Annotated in this window: 12 protein-coding genes and 2 riboswitches; of the genes, 2 read left to right on the forward strand and 10 right to left on the reverse strand. The window is 66.5% G+C overall.

What is annotated here, in order from left to right:
• Window positions 1–90 precede the first annotated feature (90 nt).
• The 8 genes from gcvP to AXYL_RS27930 all read right to left on the reverse strand — a co-directional run bounded on the left by gcvP (window position 91) and on the right by AXYL_RS27930 (window position 10,908).
• Window positions 91–2,964, reverse strand: a complete 2,874-nt coding sequence (gcvP, locus tag AXYL_RS27895) for an aminomethyl-transferring glycine dehydrogenase (protein ID WP_013396232.1) — start codon at window positions 2,962–2,964, stop codon at window positions 91–93.
• A 102-nt stretch (window positions 2,965–3,066) separates the two neighbouring features.
• Window positions 3,067–3,444: a glycine cleavage system protein GcvH gene (gcvH, locus tag AXYL_RS27900; RefSeq protein WP_013396233.1), complete on the reverse strand. Its 378-nt coding sequence runs from the start codon at window positions 3,442–3,444 to the stop codon at window positions 3,067–3,069.
• Window positions 3,445–3,542: 98 nt separating this feature from the next.
• A complete protein-coding gene (gene gcvT, locus AXYL_RS27905) occupies window positions 3,543–4,643 on the reverse strand; it encodes a glycine cleavage system aminomethyltransferase GcvT (RefSeq protein WP_013396234.1) in 1,101 nt (366 codons plus the stop codon).
• Between the two features lie 86 nt (window positions 4,644–4,729).
• Window positions 4,730–4,852, reverse strand: a riboswitch (glycine riboswitch).
• A 35-nt stretch (window positions 4,853–4,887) separates the two neighbouring features.
• Window positions 4,888–4,983, reverse strand: a riboswitch (glycine riboswitch).
• Window positions 4,984–5,038: 55 nt separating this feature from the next.
• Complete coding sequence (locus tag AXYL_RS27910) at window positions 5,039–5,932, reverse strand: ZIP family metal transporter (RefSeq protein ID WP_013396235.1); 894 nt, start codon at window positions 5,930–5,932, stop codon at window positions 5,039–5,041.
• A 30-nt stretch (window positions 5,933–5,962) separates the two neighbouring features.
• Window positions 5,963–6,577, reverse strand: a complete 615-nt coding sequence (locus AXYL_RS27915) for a superoxide dismutase (protein WP_013396236.1) — start codon at window positions 6,575–6,577, stop codon at window positions 5,963–5,965.
• Between the two features lie 148 nt (window positions 6,578–6,725).
• The gene (locus AXYL_RS27920) at window positions 6,726–7,928 is read right to left on the reverse strand and encodes an NAD(P)/FAD-dependent oxidoreductase (protein WP_013396237.1); all 1,203 of its coding nucleotides are present in this window, start codon (window positions 7,926–7,928) and stop codon (window positions 6,726–6,728) included.
• Window positions 7,928–10,189 carry an arginine/lysine/ornithine decarboxylase gene (locus AXYL_RS27925; protein WP_013396238.1) on the reverse strand — a complete coding sequence of 754 codons (2,262 nt, stop codon included), beginning with the start codon at window positions 10,187–10,189 and terminating at the stop codon, window positions 7,928–7,930. The genes AXYL_RS27920 and AXYL_RS27925 overlap by 1 nt, the downstream gene beginning before the upstream one ends.
• A 266-nt stretch (window positions 10,190–10,455) precedes the next feature.
• The gene (locus tag AXYL_RS27930) at window positions 10,456–10,908 is read right to left on the reverse strand and encodes a hypothetical protein (RefSeq protein ID WP_013396239.1); all 453 of its coding nucleotides are present in this window, start codon (window positions 10,906–10,908) and stop codon (window positions 10,456–10,458) included.
• Between the two features lie 113 nt (window positions 10,909–11,021).
• Between AXYL_RS27930 and AXYL_RS27935 the strand changes: the two genes are divergently transcribed.
• A complete protein-coding gene (locus AXYL_RS27935) occupies window positions 11,022–11,540 on the forward strand; it encodes a GNAT family N-acetyltransferase (protein WP_013396240.1) in 519 nt (172 codons plus the stop codon).
• 55 nt (window positions 11,541–11,595) lie between these two features.
• Here the strand turns inward: AXYL_RS27935 and AXYL_RS27940 are convergent, their stop codons facing one another.
• Entirely contained in the window at window positions 11,596–12,837 is a 1,242-nt protein-coding gene (locus tag AXYL_RS27940; protein WP_013396241.1) for a sensor domain-containing diguanylate cyclase, read from the reverse strand.
• Between the two features lie 166 nt (window positions 12,838–13,003).
• Here AXYL_RS27940 and AXYL_RS27945 point away from each other — a divergent pair, with 166 nt between their 5' ends.
• Window positions 13,004–13,855, forward strand: coding sequence for a VOC family protein (locus AXYL_RS27945; protein ID WP_013396242.1), 852 nt, complete (start codon window positions 13,004–13,006; stop codon window positions 13,853–13,855).
• 4 nt (window positions 13,856–13,859) lie between these two features.
• Here the strand turns inward: AXYL_RS27945 and dcd are convergent, their stop codons facing one another.
• Window positions 13,860–14,423, reverse strand: coding sequence for a dCTP deaminase (dcd, locus tag AXYL_RS27950; RefSeq protein ID WP_041654363.1), 564 nt, complete (start codon window positions 14,421–14,423; stop codon window positions 13,860–13,862).
• Between the last annotated feature and the right edge of the window lie 27 nt (window positions 14,424–14,450).

A 14,450-nucleotide genomic window follows, 5' to 3' on the forward strand; every position in this document is an offset into this window, starting at 1 on the left:
AACCGACGCAGGACGAAAAAATCCCCCATCTTTCGGATGGGGGATTTTTTTTGCCCAGGCCCGGCTGGCGCCGGGCCTTGCGGTCCGCGCTTACGCGTAGGCTTCGATCGGCAGGCAGGCGCACACCAGGTTGCGGTCGCCGTAGGCATTGTCCACGCGGGCAACCGGCGGCCAGTACTTGGCGTCGCGCAGCGAGGCCACCGGATAGGCGGCTTGCTGGCGCGGATAGTCGTGCAGCCATTCCTCGGCCAGCAGCATCTGCGCGGTGTGCGGCGCGTTCTTCAGGACGTTGTCTTCCGCATCGCGCTCGCCGCGCTCGACCTGGGCGATTTCCTCGCGGATCGAGATCATCGCCTCAATGAAGCGGTCCAGTTCGGCCACGCCTTCCGATTCGGTCGGCTCGACCATCAGCGTGCCGGCCACCGGGAAGCTCATGGTGGGCGCATGGAAACCGTAGTCCATCAGGCGCTTGGCGATGTCTTCGGCGCTGATGCCGCTGGTTTCCTTGAGCGGACGCACGTCCAGGATGCACTCGTGCGCCACGCGGCCATTGCGGCCCGCGTACAGGACCGGATAGTGGTCGCGCAGGCGGGTGGCAATGTAGTTGGCGTTCAGGATCGCGACTTCGGTGGCGCGGCGCAGGCCGTCGGCGCCCATCAGCGAGATGTACACGAACGGAATGGGCAGGATGCCGGCAGAACCGAACGGAGCGGCCGACACGGGGCCGACCTTGGCGTCGCCGGGCAGCTTGCCCTGCTCGTTCACCACGCCCGGCAGGTAGGGCGCCAGGTGCGCGCGCACCGCCACCGGACCGACGCCGGGGCCGCCGCCGCCATGCGGAATGCAGAAGGTCTTGTGCAGGTTCAGGTGGGACACGTCCGAACCGAACTTGCCCGGCTGGGCCACGCCCACCATCGCGTTCATGTTGGCGCCATCCAGGTAGACCTGGCCGCCGGCCTGGTGCACCAGATCGCAGATCTCGGTGACGGCTTCCTCGAACACGCCGTGGGTCGACGGATACGTAATCATCAGGGCAGCCAGCTTGTCGCCGACCTGTTCGATCTTGGCGCGCAGGTCGGCCAGATCGACGTTGCCGTTGGCGTCGGAGGCCACCACCACCACGTCCATGCCGGCCAGTTGCGCCGAAGCCGGGTTGGTGCCGTGCGCCGACGACGGGATCAGGCAGATGTTGCGCTGATGCTGGCCGTTGGCCTGGTGGTAGCCGCGGATGGCCAAGAGGCCCGCGTACTCGCCCTGCGCGCCCGAGTTGGGCTGCAGGCTGATGTTGTCATAGCCGGTAATCTCGCACAGCGCGGCCGACAGACGGTCGATCAGCTCGTTGTAGCCCTGGCTTTGCGAAGCGGGCGCAAACGGGTGGATCAGCGCGAATTCGGGCCAGGTGATGGGGATCATCTCGGCGGTGGCGTTGAGCTTCATGGTGCAGGAGCCCAGCGGGATCATGGTGCGGTCCAGCGCCAGGTCCTTGTCGGCCAGCTTGCGCAGGTAGCGCAGCATGTCGGTTTCGGACTGCACGCTGGAGAACACCGGATGCGTCAGGATCGCGCTTGCGCGCGCCACGCCGGCAGGAATGCCGCTAGCGGCGGCCGCGTCCAGCGCGTCGATGTCGAGCTCGACGTCGTCGCGCTCCAGGCCGGCAGCGAAGACATTGACCAGCGCCTGCAGGTCAGCCACGGTGACGGTCTCGTCCAGGGAAACCGCCAGGCGTGCGCCGTCGACGCGGCGCAGGTTGATGCGCTCGCAATCGGCCGCGGTCAGGATGGCCGGGGTAGCCGCGCCGGTCTCCAGCAGCAGCGTGTCGAAGAAGGTGTCGTTGGCCACCTTCACGCCCAGCTTGACCAGCTCGGCGCGCAGGATGGCGGTGCTGCGCTGCACGCGCTCGGCGATGCGGCGGATGCCGGCCGGGCCGTGCCATACCGCGTACATGCCAGCCATGACGGCCAGCAGCACTTGCGCGGTGCAGATGTTGGAGGTGGCTTTCTCGCGGCGGATGTGCTGCTCGCGCGTTTGCAGCGCCAGGCGCATCGCGGGGTTGCCCTGCGCGTCCTTGGACACGCCGACCAAGCGGCCGGCCATGTTGCGCTTGAAGGCGTCCTTGCAGGCCATGAAGCCGGCATGCGGGCCGCCAAAACCGAACGGCACGCCGAAACGCTGGGCCGAACCGATGGCGATGTCCGCGCCCCATTCGCCCGGCGCGGCCAGCAGGGCCAGCGCCAGCAGGTCGGTCGCAACGGCCACGATGGCGCCTTGCGCGTGCGCGGCCTCGGCCAGCTTGCGGTAGTCGGCCACCGAGCCAGTGCTGTGCGGGTACTGCAGCAGCACGCCGAAGCACTCGGGCAGGCCCTCGGCCTCGTCGCCGATGGCGATCTCGATGTCCAGGCCTTCGGCGCGCGTGCGCACGACTTCGATGGTCTGGGGATGCACGTGGCGCGAAATGAAGAACACCGGGCTCTTCGACTTGGCGCTGCGGCGCGCCAGCGTCATGGCTTCGGCGGCGGCGGTGCTTTCGTCCAGCAACGAAGCGTTGGAAATGTCCAGCCCGGTCAGGTCGGCGACCATGGTCTGGTAGTTCAGCAGGGCTTCGAGGCGACCCTGGGAGATCTCAGGCTGGTAAGGCGTGTAGGCCGTGTACCAGGCGGGATTCTCAAGAATGTTGCGCAACACCACGTTGGGCGTTTGCGTGCCGTAGTACCCCTGGCCGATGTAGTTGCGGTAGACCTTGTTGCGGCCGGCGATCTGCTTCAGCTCGGCCAGCACGTCGGTTTCGCTGCGCGAGGCAGGCAGCGCCAGCGGGGCCTGGCTGCGGATCTTGGGCGGCACGACTTCTTCGATCAGAGCGTCCAGGCTGGCGCTGCCGATGACGGCGAGCATGGCGGCCTGGTCGGCGTCGGAGGGGCCGATGTGGCGGGGAATGAAGTCGGTATGGGTGTCTAGGGCGCGCGACATGGAGAGATCTCGGGATAGCGGGTGTCGTCGGAGAACGGACGGTATTGCATCTTGCGGATCGGGCGCGGGCTGGCGCTTGCGCGCCCGATCCGGACCAGCGGCTTAGCCGTTGGCGACGGCTTCGTAGCCGGCGGCGTCGAGCAACTTGTCGGCGTCGGCGGCGTTGACCGGCTTGATCTTGAAGATCCAGGCGGTGAAAGCCGAATCGTTGATCAGGTTGGGGTTGTTTTCCAGTTCTTCGTTGAAGGCGACGATCTCTCCGGCCACGGGAGCGTAGATGTCCGAAGCGGCCTTGACCGACTCGACCACGCCGGCGGTTTCACCGGCGTTCAGCTTGGCGCCGACCTTCACGTCGCCGACGAAGACCAGATCGCCCAATTGATCCTGGGCGGTATCGGTGATGCCGACGACGAACACGTCGCCTTCGGCTTTGACCCATTCATGGGACTCGGTGTACTTGCGATCGGTGGGCAGACTCATGGGAACTCCTGAGGGAATGCGGGTAGATGAATGGTGTTGCGCGCCTCGCGCGGGCGGCCGTCGCCCCAGGGGCCGGCGGCTCGCGCGAAGCTTCGAGTTTACGAGTGTTCGACCGCTTTGCCGTTACGCACGAACGGCAACTTGCAGGCCAGGGCAGGCACCCATTTGCCGCGGATGTCGACCTCGACCGTATCGCCCGGCTTCACGCCTTGCGGCAGCCGCGCGAAGCCGATCGACACGCCCAGCGTGGGCGACATGGTGCCGCTGGTGAGCTCGCCCGTGCCTTCCTTGGTGCGCACGGCCATGTGCGCGCGCATGACGCCGCGCTCTTGCAGCTTCAGGCCGATGAAGGTGGCGGGGGTGGCGAATTGTTCCAGCGCGTCGCGGCCGATGAAGCGGCGCTCGGCGTTTTTCAGGGACACGGTCCAGGTCAGGCCGGCCTGGTCGGGCTGGGTCAGCTCGTCCATGTCCTGGCCATAGAGATTCATGCCGGCTTCCAGGCGCAGCGTGTCGCGCGCGCCCAGACCGCAAGGGCGCACGCCCTGGGCGACCAGGTCGCGCCACAGCTGCACGACCTCGGCGGCGGGCAGCACGATTTCAAAACCGTCTTCGCCCGTGTAGCCAGTGCGGGCCACCAGAGTGTCGTCGCCCACGCGGGCGGCCACGAAGGCGGTCAGCGGCTCGCTGGCGGCTTGCCACGCCGGGCGCGCGGCCCAGACCTTGGCGCGGGCGTTGGGGCCCTGCACGGCCACCATGGCCAAATCGCGGCGCGGCGTGATGGCGACGTCGAACTGGCCGGCCTGCTTGACGCGCTGCATCCAGGCCACGTCCTTGTCGGCGGTGCCGGCGTTGACCACCACGCGCCATTCATCGGCGGCGAAGAAATAAATGATCAGGTCGTCGATCACGCCGCCCTGGGGGTTCAGCATGCAGCTATACAGCGCCTTGCCGGGCACGGTGAGCTTGGCCACGTCGTTGGCGACCAGGCGCTGAAGAAAGGCATAGGCGTCGGGGCCGATGACGTCGACGTTCAGCATGTGCGACACGTCGAACATGCCGGCGTCCTGGCGCACGGCGTGGTGTTCTTCCAGCTGCGAACCGTAGGCCAGCGGCATGTCCCAGCCGCCGAAGTCGACCATGCGGGCGCCAGAGGCGACGTGTTCTTCGGCCAGCGGGGTGCGTTTGAGGGTTGCGGACATGCGCGGAAACTCCGGGACGGCAGTGTTGCCAGGGTTACGGAATGCCGGTGGTGCACGGCGGCCTGCGCCTGCACTACGGCTGAATCTTCCGCCCCTCTGTCCTTTTGCCTGAGAGTTGCCCCGCATGGCGGGTTTGCACCTTCGGCGCCTGGGCTGCTCGCTATGTCCCTAGTTCAGGGGCGGCGCCAGGTCTCTCCAGAGTACTGTTTTGCCGGGTCCACACGGTGAGAAAACCGGGACGGGGCAAGCATGGGCGGTATGGGTTACCTGAGCGATTCCGGGCGAATTGCGCCTTCGGCGGCGGCCGGACGTACAGGCCGCTCTCTCCCGCAACATGCGTGACAGCGGCGCAAGCATACAACGAAAGCCGCGGCCAGGGAATGCCCGCGCGGGCCTCAACCCAGCGCCGTGTCCAGCAGCATCATCAGCACGAAGCCCAGCATCAGGCCGCAGGTCGCGTAGACCTCATGCCCCTTGCGGTGCGATTCCGGGATGATCTCGTGGCTGATCACGAACAGCATGGCGCCGGCGGCAAAGCCCAGGCCCCAGGGCAAGAGCGGCTCGGACCAGCCGACCACGGCGGCGCCCAATACTGCCCCCAGCGGTTCGACCAGCCCGGACAGCATGCCCAGCGCCACGGCGAACGCGCGCTGGTAGCCCGCAGCCAGCAGCGCCACGGCCACCACCAGGCCTTCGGGAATGTCCTGGATCGCGATGCCGGTGGCCAGCGCGGTGCCGCGCATGGCGTCGTTGCCCGCATAGCCCACGCCTATCGCCAGGCCCTCGGGTAGGTTGTGCAAGGTAATGGCGAAAACGAACAGCCAGGTGCGGCGCAGACGATGCGCCTCGATGCCTTCCCTGCCCTTGATGAAATGCTCATGCGGCAGCGTGCGGTCCATGAGCAGCAGCACCGCCGCCCCCAGCAGCAGGGCGGCGCCCACCGTCAGCCCGGCGCCCCAAGGGCCATAGCCCAGGTCGCGACCCGCCGCGATACCGGGCGCCACCAGCGAAAAGGCGCTGGCCGCCAGCATCACGCCGGCGCCGAAACCGAACATGCTGTCCTGCACTTTTTGCGGAATGCTGCGGGCGAACAGGATGGGCAGGGTGCCCAGCGCCGTGGCGGCGGCGGCCACCAGACCGCCCAGCAGGGCGTCGGCGACGTGCGGCGCGCGCACGTCCAGATAGGCCCACAGCTGGTGCAGGCCCAGGCAGGCCACCAATACGGCCAGGGTCCACACGCTGATGCTGGTGGCCGCCGGCCGCACGCGATGACGGCTGAATGTATTCATGTGCCGCTGCCCTCCTTGCCAGGAATGCGCTTAGCGCTGGGCCGCCGCGTAGCGGCGCGCCACTTCAGGCCAGTTCACGACATTGTAAAAGGCGCCGATGTACTCGGGCCGGCGGTTCTGGTACTTCAGGTAGTAGGCGTGTTCCCACACGTCCAGCCCCAGGATGGGCGTGTTGCCCTGCATCAGGGGGCTGTCCTGGTTGGCGCTGCTTTCCACCGTGAGCTTGCCGGCCGGCGTGACCGAGAGCCAGGCCCAACCGCTGCCGAAACGGGTCAGCGCGGCCTTGGTGAAAGCGTCGCGGAAAGCGGCCAGGCCGCCAAGCTCGGCTTCGATGACCGCCGCCAGGGCGCCATCCGGCTCGCCTCCGCCCTCGGGCGACATGACCGCCCAGAACAGGCTGTGGTTCGCATGGCCGCCGCCATGGTTGCGCACCGCGCCGCGGACGGCTTCGGGCAATTGCTCCAGCCGCGCCACCAGGGATTCAACCGGCTCGTCAGTGGCGATGCCCGCGCCCTCCAGCGCGGCGTTCAGACTGTTGACGTAGGTCTGATGGTGCTTGCTGTAGTGGATCTCCATCGTCATCGCGTCGATGTGAGGCTCCAGGGCGTCGTAGGTGTAAGGCAGGGGCGGAAGGGTGTAGGCCATGCATGTCTCCGTGGGATCCGCCCCCTGTTCAGGGTTTGGATCATTATCAGAAACATAAATGATAAGTATTTTTATTTAATATCACAACGGCAGGCTTCCAATTCCTGCCATAGCGCCGGCCTATCGGCGCCCTGCCCCGTCGGAAAAACTAGAGCGCCTTGCCGCAGGCGACACCGGAGGCCCAGGCCCACTGGAAGTTGTAGCCGCCCAGCCAGCCCGTCACGTCCACGGCCTCGCCGATGAAATAGAGGCCGGCGGCGGTCTTGGCCTGCATGGACTTCTGGTCCAGGCCGCGCGTGTCCACGCCGCCGCGCATCACTTCGGCCTTTTTGTAGCCGGCCGTGCCGCTGGGCACCAGGGTCCATTGATGGATGTCCTGCGCCAAGGCGCGCAGGGTTTTGTCCGGCGCGTCCGCCAGGCGCAATGCCGCCAGGCCGGGCTTGCCGCCCTGCTCCGCCAGATGCAGCCAGCGGTCGGCCAGGCGCTTGGGCCAGAGGCCCGCCAGCACGGTATGCAGCTGTTGCCGGTTGCCCGACTTCGATGCCAGCAGTTCCTCGGCCAAGTCGCGGCCGGGCGCCAGATCGATCACGATGGGCTCGCCGGGTTTCCAGTAGCTGGAGATCTGCAGGATGGCGGGACCGGACAGGCCGCGATGGGTGAACAGCAGATCCTCGAGGAACTCGCCACGCGCCTTGCCCTGCCCTGTTTGCAGATTGACCTCCAGCGCCACGCCGGACAATTCGGACAAAGATCGCCAGTGTTCGGCATCGAAGGTCAGCGGCACCAGGGCGGGCCGCGGCTCCACCACTTTCAGGCCGAACTGCCGCGCGATCTTCAGGCCGAAATCGGTGGCGCCCAACTGGGGAATGGCCATGCCGCCGGTGGCCACCACCAATTTCGCGGCCCGGATCGGGCCCTGGCTGGTACGCAGCTCGTAACCCTGTTCGCCATGGGCGATCTCGGCCACCGAACATCCCATGCGCCACTGCACCCTGCCCGCATCGCATTCGGCGCGCAGCATCTCGATGACGGATTCGCTGGAATCGTCGCAGAACAGCTGGCCGCGATGCTTCTCGTGCCAGGCGATGTGATGGCGCTTCATCAGCGCCAGGAAGTCCTGCGGCGTGTAGCCCGACAGGGCCGACCGGCAGAAATGCGGGTTTTCGGAAAGGAAGTTGGCGGGACCGGCGCCGATATTGGTGAAATTGCAGCGGCCGCCGCCGGAAATGCGGATTTTCTCCGCCAGGCGCTCGGCGTGGTCGACCAGCACCACGCGCAAGCCGCGCTGGCCGGCGACCGCGGCACACATCATGCCCGCGGCGCCGGCGCCCAGTACTGCTACATCGAACATCAGTCTTCGATCAGGCAGTCGACGTAGTAACGCTTTTCGCCGTCCGGACCCACTTCGTCGGCCAGGCCGTGGATGTAGGTTTCGAAGCCCGGGAAGCGCTGGTTGAACTCGCGCGCGAACTGCAGGTACTGGACGATGGTGCGGTTGAAGCGTTCGCCCGGGATCAGGAGCGGGATGCCCGGAGGATACGGCGTCAACAGCACGCCGGTGACGCGGCCTTCCAGCTTGTCGATGTCGACGCGCTCGACCTCGCGGTGCGCCATGCGGGCAAAGGCGTCCGACGGCTTCAGCGCCGGCACCATGTCGCTCAGGTACATCTCGGTGGTCAGGCGGGCCACGTCGCGCGCGCGGTAGGCCTCGTGGATCTCCTGGCACAGATCGCGCAGGCCCATGCGCTCGTAGCGGCGATGGTCGCGGCAGAATTCCGGCAGGATGCGCCACAGCGGCTGGTTGCGGTCGTAGTCGTCCTTGAACTGCTGCAAGGCGGTCAGCAGCGTGTTCCAGCGGCCCTTGGTGATGCCGATGGTGAACAGGATGAAGAACGAATACAGGCCGGTCTTCTCGACCACCACGCCGTGCTCGGTCAGGTACTTGGACACCAGCGCGGCCGGGATGCCGGTTTCGCCGAAGCTGCCCGACATGTCCAGGCCCGGGGTGATGATGGTGGCCTTGATCGGGTCCAGCATGTTGAAGCCTTCGGCCATTTCGCCGAAACCATGCCAGTGGTCGTTGGATTCCAGGATCCATTCGTCGCGGTTGCCGATGCCTTCGGACACCAGGCGGTTGGGGCCCCAGACCTTGAACCACCAGTCGTTCTTGCCGAACTCGGATTCCACCTTGCGCATGGCGCGGCGGAAGTCCAGGGCTTCGCGGATGCTCTCCTCGACCAGCGCGGTGCCTCCGGGCGGTTCCATCATGGCGGCGGCCACGTCGCAGGACGCGATGATCGCGTACTGGGGCGAGGTGGACGTGTGCATCAGGTAGGCTTCGTTGAAGACGTTGCGGTCCAGCTTGCGGGTCTCGGACTCCTGCACGATGATCTGCGAGGCCTGCGAGATGCCGGCCAGCAGCTTGTGCGTGGAGTGGGTGGCGAACACCATCGCGTCCTGGCTGCGCGGACGGTCCACGCCGATGGCGTGCATGTCCTGGTAGTACTCGTGGAACGACGCGTGCGGCAGCCAGGCTTCGTCGAAGTGCAGCGTGTCGACATAGCTGCCGAGCTGCTTCTTGATCATTTCCACGTTGTAGATGACGCCGTCATACGTGCTTTGCGTCAGCGTCAGGATGCGCGGATTCTTGTTCACCGCTTCGCGCGCGAAGGGGTTGGCTTCGATCTTCTTGCGGATGTTGTCCGGATGGAATTCTTCCAGCGGGATCGGGCCGATGATGCCCAGGTGGTTGCGCGTGGGGCGCAGGAACACCGGGATCGCGCCCGTCATCGTGATGGCGTGCAGGATCGACTTGTGGCAGTTGCGGTCCACCACCACCACGTCGCCCGCGGCGACGTTGGCATGCCACACCACCTTGTTGGAGGTGGAGGTGCCGTTGGTCACGAAGAAGCAGTGGTCGGCGTGGAAGATGCGCGCGGCATTCAATTCGGATTCGGCCACCGGGCCGGTGTGGTCCAGCAGCTGGCCCAGTTCGTCCACGGCGTTGCAGACGTCGGCGCGCAGCATGTTCTCGCCGAAGAACTGGTGGAACATCTGGCCCACCGGGCTCTTCAGGAACGCCACGCCGCCGGAGTGGCCCGGACAGTGCCAGGAGTAGGAACCGTCCTGCGCGTACTTGACCAGTTCGCGGAAGAACGGCGGCGGCAGGCTGTCGACGTAGCTGCGGGCTTCGCGGATGATGTGGCGCGCCACGAATTCGGGGGTGTCCTCGAACATGTGGATGAAGCCGTGCAGCTCGCGCAGGATGTCGTTCGGGATGTGCTCGGAAGTGCGCGTCTCGCCGTACAGGTAGATGGGGATGTCGGCGTTGCGAAAGCGCAGCTCGCCGATGAAGGCGCGCAGGTTCTTGATGGCGCTGGCCACGTCCTCGGGCGAATCCACGTCGAACTCTTCGTCGTCGATCGACAGGATGAAGGCGCTGGCCCGGCTCTGCTGCTGGGCGAACGAACTCAGGTCGCCGTAACTGGTCACCCCGATCACCTCGACGCCCTCGGCCTCGATCGCCGCGGACAGGGCGCGGATACCCAGACCGGACGCGTTCTCGGAACGGTAGTCTTCGTCGATGATGAAAATGGGGAAGCGGAATTTCATGCAGGCGCTCCTGGGGGCAAGGCGGGTTCGGACGCTTATCGCGGCGCGAGTGTACTTCTAGTAAAAATCCGCCTGATGACAGACGGCGCGAGCACCCGCCAGGGCGGCGGGAATGGCCGAATTGTAGGGCTGTTTTTCTTACAGTCCTAAGGGAAATCCCGGAAAGGCCCGGACGGCCGTTGTCATCGCGCCAAAAGCGGACGCTTTCAGCACAGAAACCCGGGCCGCGTCGGGGAGCAAACCGGCGCCCGCAGCGTTGCGCGACGCTAGCGGATGGTGCTCGCCTCGCCCGCCTGCAAGGCCGTCAGGAACTGTTCGAAATAGGGTGGGATGGCCTCGGCGGACCCGTAGCGGATGCGCCGCTCGACCTTGGCGATGGCGCCGAAGCAGACCTCGGTTCCGGGTTCGCCGCAGACCAGCACCACCGGATCCTCGTCGTCGCACACTTCGTACAGGCCGCCATGCGCGCGGCGTCCCACCTCGTAGAGGTAGGCGGCAGCGCCGACAGTCTGCATGGGGGTGAGAGGCAGGGTCCCGACGTGGGCGGCCTCCAGCGCTTCGTCCAGCGCATGGACGCTGGACGGTGTGTAGTCCAGCACGGCACCGGTAGAACCGGCTGCCTGGACAAATTCCTGCGCGGCATCCGCCACACGCGCCACGAACTCTTCCTGGACTTCGTCGCGCTTGGCGTCCTGGTTTATCTTGAGGAAACCGAACATCATTGGCTCCTTTGTGAAAACCGCAAGCGGCGTTAGGACCATTATAGGCAGCGTGCCCCCCTATACTGCCCAAACCACAGCCAAACGTTCCCTATTCCCAACACTTGCCGCCCATGCCTCCTGCCATTGTCCGACGCCTTGTTCCCGCCGATGCCGCGCCGTTGCGCCAATTGCGCCTGGACGCCCTGGTGGAAACCCCTGAATCGTTCGGATCGAGTTACGAAGAGGAACACACGCTGACATTGGAGGATATCCGCGGCTGGATTCAGCCTTCGGACGACAGCGCGATGTTCGGCGCGTTTTGCGGCGAGGCCCTGGCGGGCATCATCGGCGTGGGCCGGCAGCGCAAACTGAAGATGCGCCATAAGGCGCATATCTGGAGCATGTACGTGGCGCCGGCGCAGCGCGGCCAGGGCCTGGCCCGGCAGCTGATGCAAGCGGCAATTGCCCACGCCGAGGGCATGCGCGGCATCCGCCAGGTGCAGCTGAGCGTGACCGCCAACAATCTGGCCGCGACCGCGTTGTACCTCAGCCTGGGCTTCACCGAGTATGGGCGCGAGCGCGAAGCGTTGTGCGTGAACGGCGAACTCTACGATGAAGCGCTGATGGCGCTACCGCTGGCCGGCAAGTAGCGGGGCCGCGTCAGGCCGAGCCGCGTCAGGCCGAGCCGCGTCAGGCCGGGCCGCGTCAGGCCGCGCCCGCCCGCCGCCGCGTGCTGTAGGCTCGCACCTGATTGCGGCCCTCGTCCTTGGCCTTGTAGAGCGCCTGGTCCGCCGCCTTGATGACCGACTCGGGCGCGCGCAGGGCCTCGCTGCGCTCGGCCACGCCTATGCTGACCGTGACCCGCAACGGCCGGGCACTGCGCGCATCGCGCCCGCTGCGGCGGCGTAGGCCGATCTGGTCGGCCTTGGGGCGCGCTGGCTTGTCGCGCAGCCGCATCTGGTAGGCCTCGATGGAGCGCCTGACGCTTTCCAGATGCGGCATGCTTTCCGCCGCGGTCTTGCCGGGAAACACCAGGGTGAATTCCTCGCCGCCGTAGCGGTAGGCTTGGCCGCCGCCGGGCACGCGCCGCAACTGGGCCGCCACCATGCGCAGCACCTGATCGCCCACGTCGTGGCCGTGGGTGTCGTTGAAGGCCTTGAAATTGTCCACATCGGCCATCGCCAGCGTGTAGACGCGGCCCATGCGCTGCAGCCTCTCGTTCAGCGCGCGCCGGCCCGGCAGGCCGGTCAGCTCGTCGCGAAAGGCCATGTGGAAGCCTTCATGCGCCAGCGAAATGCACAGCGCCGTCAGCGCCGCGGTGGACATCAGCGCCAGTTCGATAGGGTGCTCCGCCCCGCGCGGCAAGGCCCAGGCCATGCACACAAAGCCCAGCCACTGCCCCGCCTGCTGCGGACGGCCATAGCGCAAGAGCAGCAGCGTCAGCGTCAGACCGGTGGCCAGCAAGGCAATCATTCCTTCGATCGGCACGCTCAAGTGCGCCAGCCTGCCCTGCACGGACAACATGCCGAGCAGATCGCTCACGCCTTCCTTGCCGGTCAGCGCAATCGCGGCCGCGCCGGCGGCGATCAGGCCGATGCGGGCGGCCAGGTCCAACAGCATGCTGGAACGTTCGGACCACAGGGCGTTGATGGTGTAGGCCAGCGACCACCACGCCAGCGCCGGCCCGACGGCCCAAGGCGCCTCGCTGGCCAGCGCGGGCCAGCCTGCGGTGGCGGCCAGCACGCTGAGCATCAGCACCATGGGTTGCGCGCGCTGGTACATCAGGCACACGGCGACGCCGATCAGCGCCATCACCCAGGGCACGAACGGCACGATCTGCGTCAGGGCCGGCGGCCATTCGCGCCACAGCAGCAACCCCACCGCGGCGGCCACCGGCAGCGCAGGATAGAACAACAGAGGCAGCCAGGGGATATGGGGGTAACGCACGGATCGGGGCTTTTCTAACGCTTGCGGAAATGACGTCGCCAAATCGGCAAACACATGTACTGTCTTTTACGGACGCGGCGGCGATGTTCTTTAGCGCATTGGCAAGTAACACCGGGCGCGGCGGCCATGATATGTTTTTCGCCCTTATCCAGCAGACGAAATCCCCATGCGCATCCTGGTCAACATCGACGTGCCCGATCTCGAACACGCCATCGACTTCTATCACCGCGCTTTCGGCCTGACGCTGCAACGCCGGCTGGGACCGAAAGCGGCCGAGATGGCAGGGGCGGACGCGCCCATCTATCTGCTGGAAAAGGCCGCCGGCACGCCCGCGGCCGGCGCCACGCGCCAGCCGCGCGACTACGCGCGCCACTGGACGCCGGTACACCTGGACGTGGTGGTGGAGGACGCGGACCGCGCGGTCGAGCAGGCGGTGGCCGCCGGCGCGCGCCTGGAAGACCCGGCCGTCTCGCATAACTGGGGCCGCATCGCCCACCTGAGCGATCCCTACGGGCACGGCATCTGCATCCTGCAGTTCCTGGGCCGGGGCTATGACGAAGTCGCCACGCCGCAGTTGCAGTACTCGCCGGTCTCGGAAGCCGATTTCGAGGACCTGCTGGCGCTGCGCATCGAAGCCATGCGTGAAAGCCTTGAGCGTCTGGGGCGCTTTGATCCCCAGCGCGCGCGTTCGCGCCTGCGCAGCACGTTCCAGCCGGAACATACCTGGTCCATCGAACTGGACGGCCAACGGCTAGGGTTTTACGCGTTGCGCCCGGAGGGCAACGGCTTGCGCCTGGATCACCTGTACATCCGTCCCGCTCTTCAGGGCGGGGGGCTGGGCGGCCAGGTCATGCGGATGATTCTGCAGGAGGCGGACCGCCAGGGTCTGCCAGTGCGCCTGGGCGCGCTGCGCGACAGCGATTCGAACCGCTTCTACCGCCGGCACGGGTTCGTGCAGACCGGCGAAAGCGAATGGGATATCGACTACCTGCGCGCGGCGCCCCGGCGCGCGGACTGAAGCTTCAGGTGCGCGGCAGGGTCACGCCACGCTGGCCCTGGTACTTGCCGCCGCGGTCACGGTAGGAGGTCTCGCAAACCTCGTCGCTTTCCAGGAACAGCATCTGCGCGCAGCCTTCGCCCGCGTAGATCTTGGCCGGCAGCGGCGTGGTGTTCGAAAATTCCAGCGTGACGTGGCCTTCCCATTCGGGTTCCAGCGGCGTGACGTTGACGATGATGCCGCAGCGCGCGTACGTGCTCTTGCCCAGGCAAACCGTCAGGACGCTGCGCGGGATGCGGAAATACTCGACCGTGCGGGCCAGCGCGAAGGAATTGGGCGGGATGATGCAGACGTCACCCTTGAAATCCACGAACGAGCCTTCGTCGAAGTTCTTGGGATCGACGATGGTGGAATTGATGTTCGTGAAGATCTTGAATTCGTCGGCGCAGCGCACGTCGTAGCCGTAGCTGCTGGTGCCGTAGCTGACGATGCGCCCGCCATTGGCCGTGCGGACCTGCCCTGCTTCGAAGGGTTCGATCATGCCGGCTTCGGCCTGGCGGCGGATCCAGCGGTCGCTTTTGATGCTCATGGTGGGAATGGTGCTAGGGAATGGAAT

Origin of the sequence: Achromobacter xylosoxidans A8, from assembly GCF_000165835.1 — a bacterium.
Classification (GTDB): domain Bacteria; phylum Pseudomonadota; class Gammaproteobacteria; order Burkholderiales; family Burkholderiaceae_B; genus Achromobacter; species Achromobacter xylosoxidans_B.

Excerpts from the sequence above, each read along its gene's own strand:
- AXYL_RS27925 (WP_013396238.1), bottom strand. The coding sequence starts at position 10,189 with ATGAAATTCCGCTTCCCCATTTTCATCATCGACGAAGACTACCGTTCC.
- gcvT (WP_013396234.1), bottom strand. The coding sequence starts at position 4,643 with ATGTCCGCAACCCTCAAACGCACCCCGCTGGCCGAAGAACACGTCGCC.
- AXYL_RS27930 (WP_013396239.1), bottom strand. The coding sequence starts at position 10,908 with ATGTTCGGTTTCCTCAAGATAAACCAGGACGCCAAGCGCGACGAAGTC.
- gcvP (WP_013396232.1), bottom strand. The coding sequence starts at position 2,964 with ATGTCGCGCGCCCTAGACACCCATACCGACTTCATTCCCCGCCACATC.
- AXYL_RS27910 (WP_013396235.1), bottom strand. The coding sequence starts at position 5,932 with ATGAATACATTCAGCCGTCATCGCGTGCGGCCGGCGGCCACCAGCATC.
- AXYL_RS27920 (WP_013396237.1), bottom strand. The coding sequence starts at position 7,928 with ATGTTCGATGTAGCAGTACTGGGCGCCGGCGCCGCGGGCATGATGTGT.
- AXYL_RS27945 (WP_013396242.1), top strand. The coding sequence starts at position 13,004 with ATGCGCATCCTGGTCAACATCGACGTGCCCGATCTCGAACACGCCATC.
- AXYL_RS27915 (WP_013396236.1), bottom strand. The coding sequence starts at position 6,577 with ATGGCCTACACCCTTCCGCCCCTGCCTTACACCTACGACGCCCTGGAG.
- gcvH (WP_013396233.1), bottom strand. The coding sequence starts at position 3,444 with ATGAGTCTGCCCACCGATCGCAAGTACACCGAGTCCCATGAATGGGTC.
- dcd (WP_041654363.1), bottom strand. The coding sequence starts at position 14,423 with ATGAGCATCAAAAGCGACCGCTGGATCCGCCGCCAGGCCGAAGCCGGC.
- AXYL_RS27935 (WP_013396240.1), top strand. The coding sequence starts at position 11,022 with ATGCCTCCTGCCATTGTCCGACGCCTTGTTCCCGCCGATGCCGCGCCG.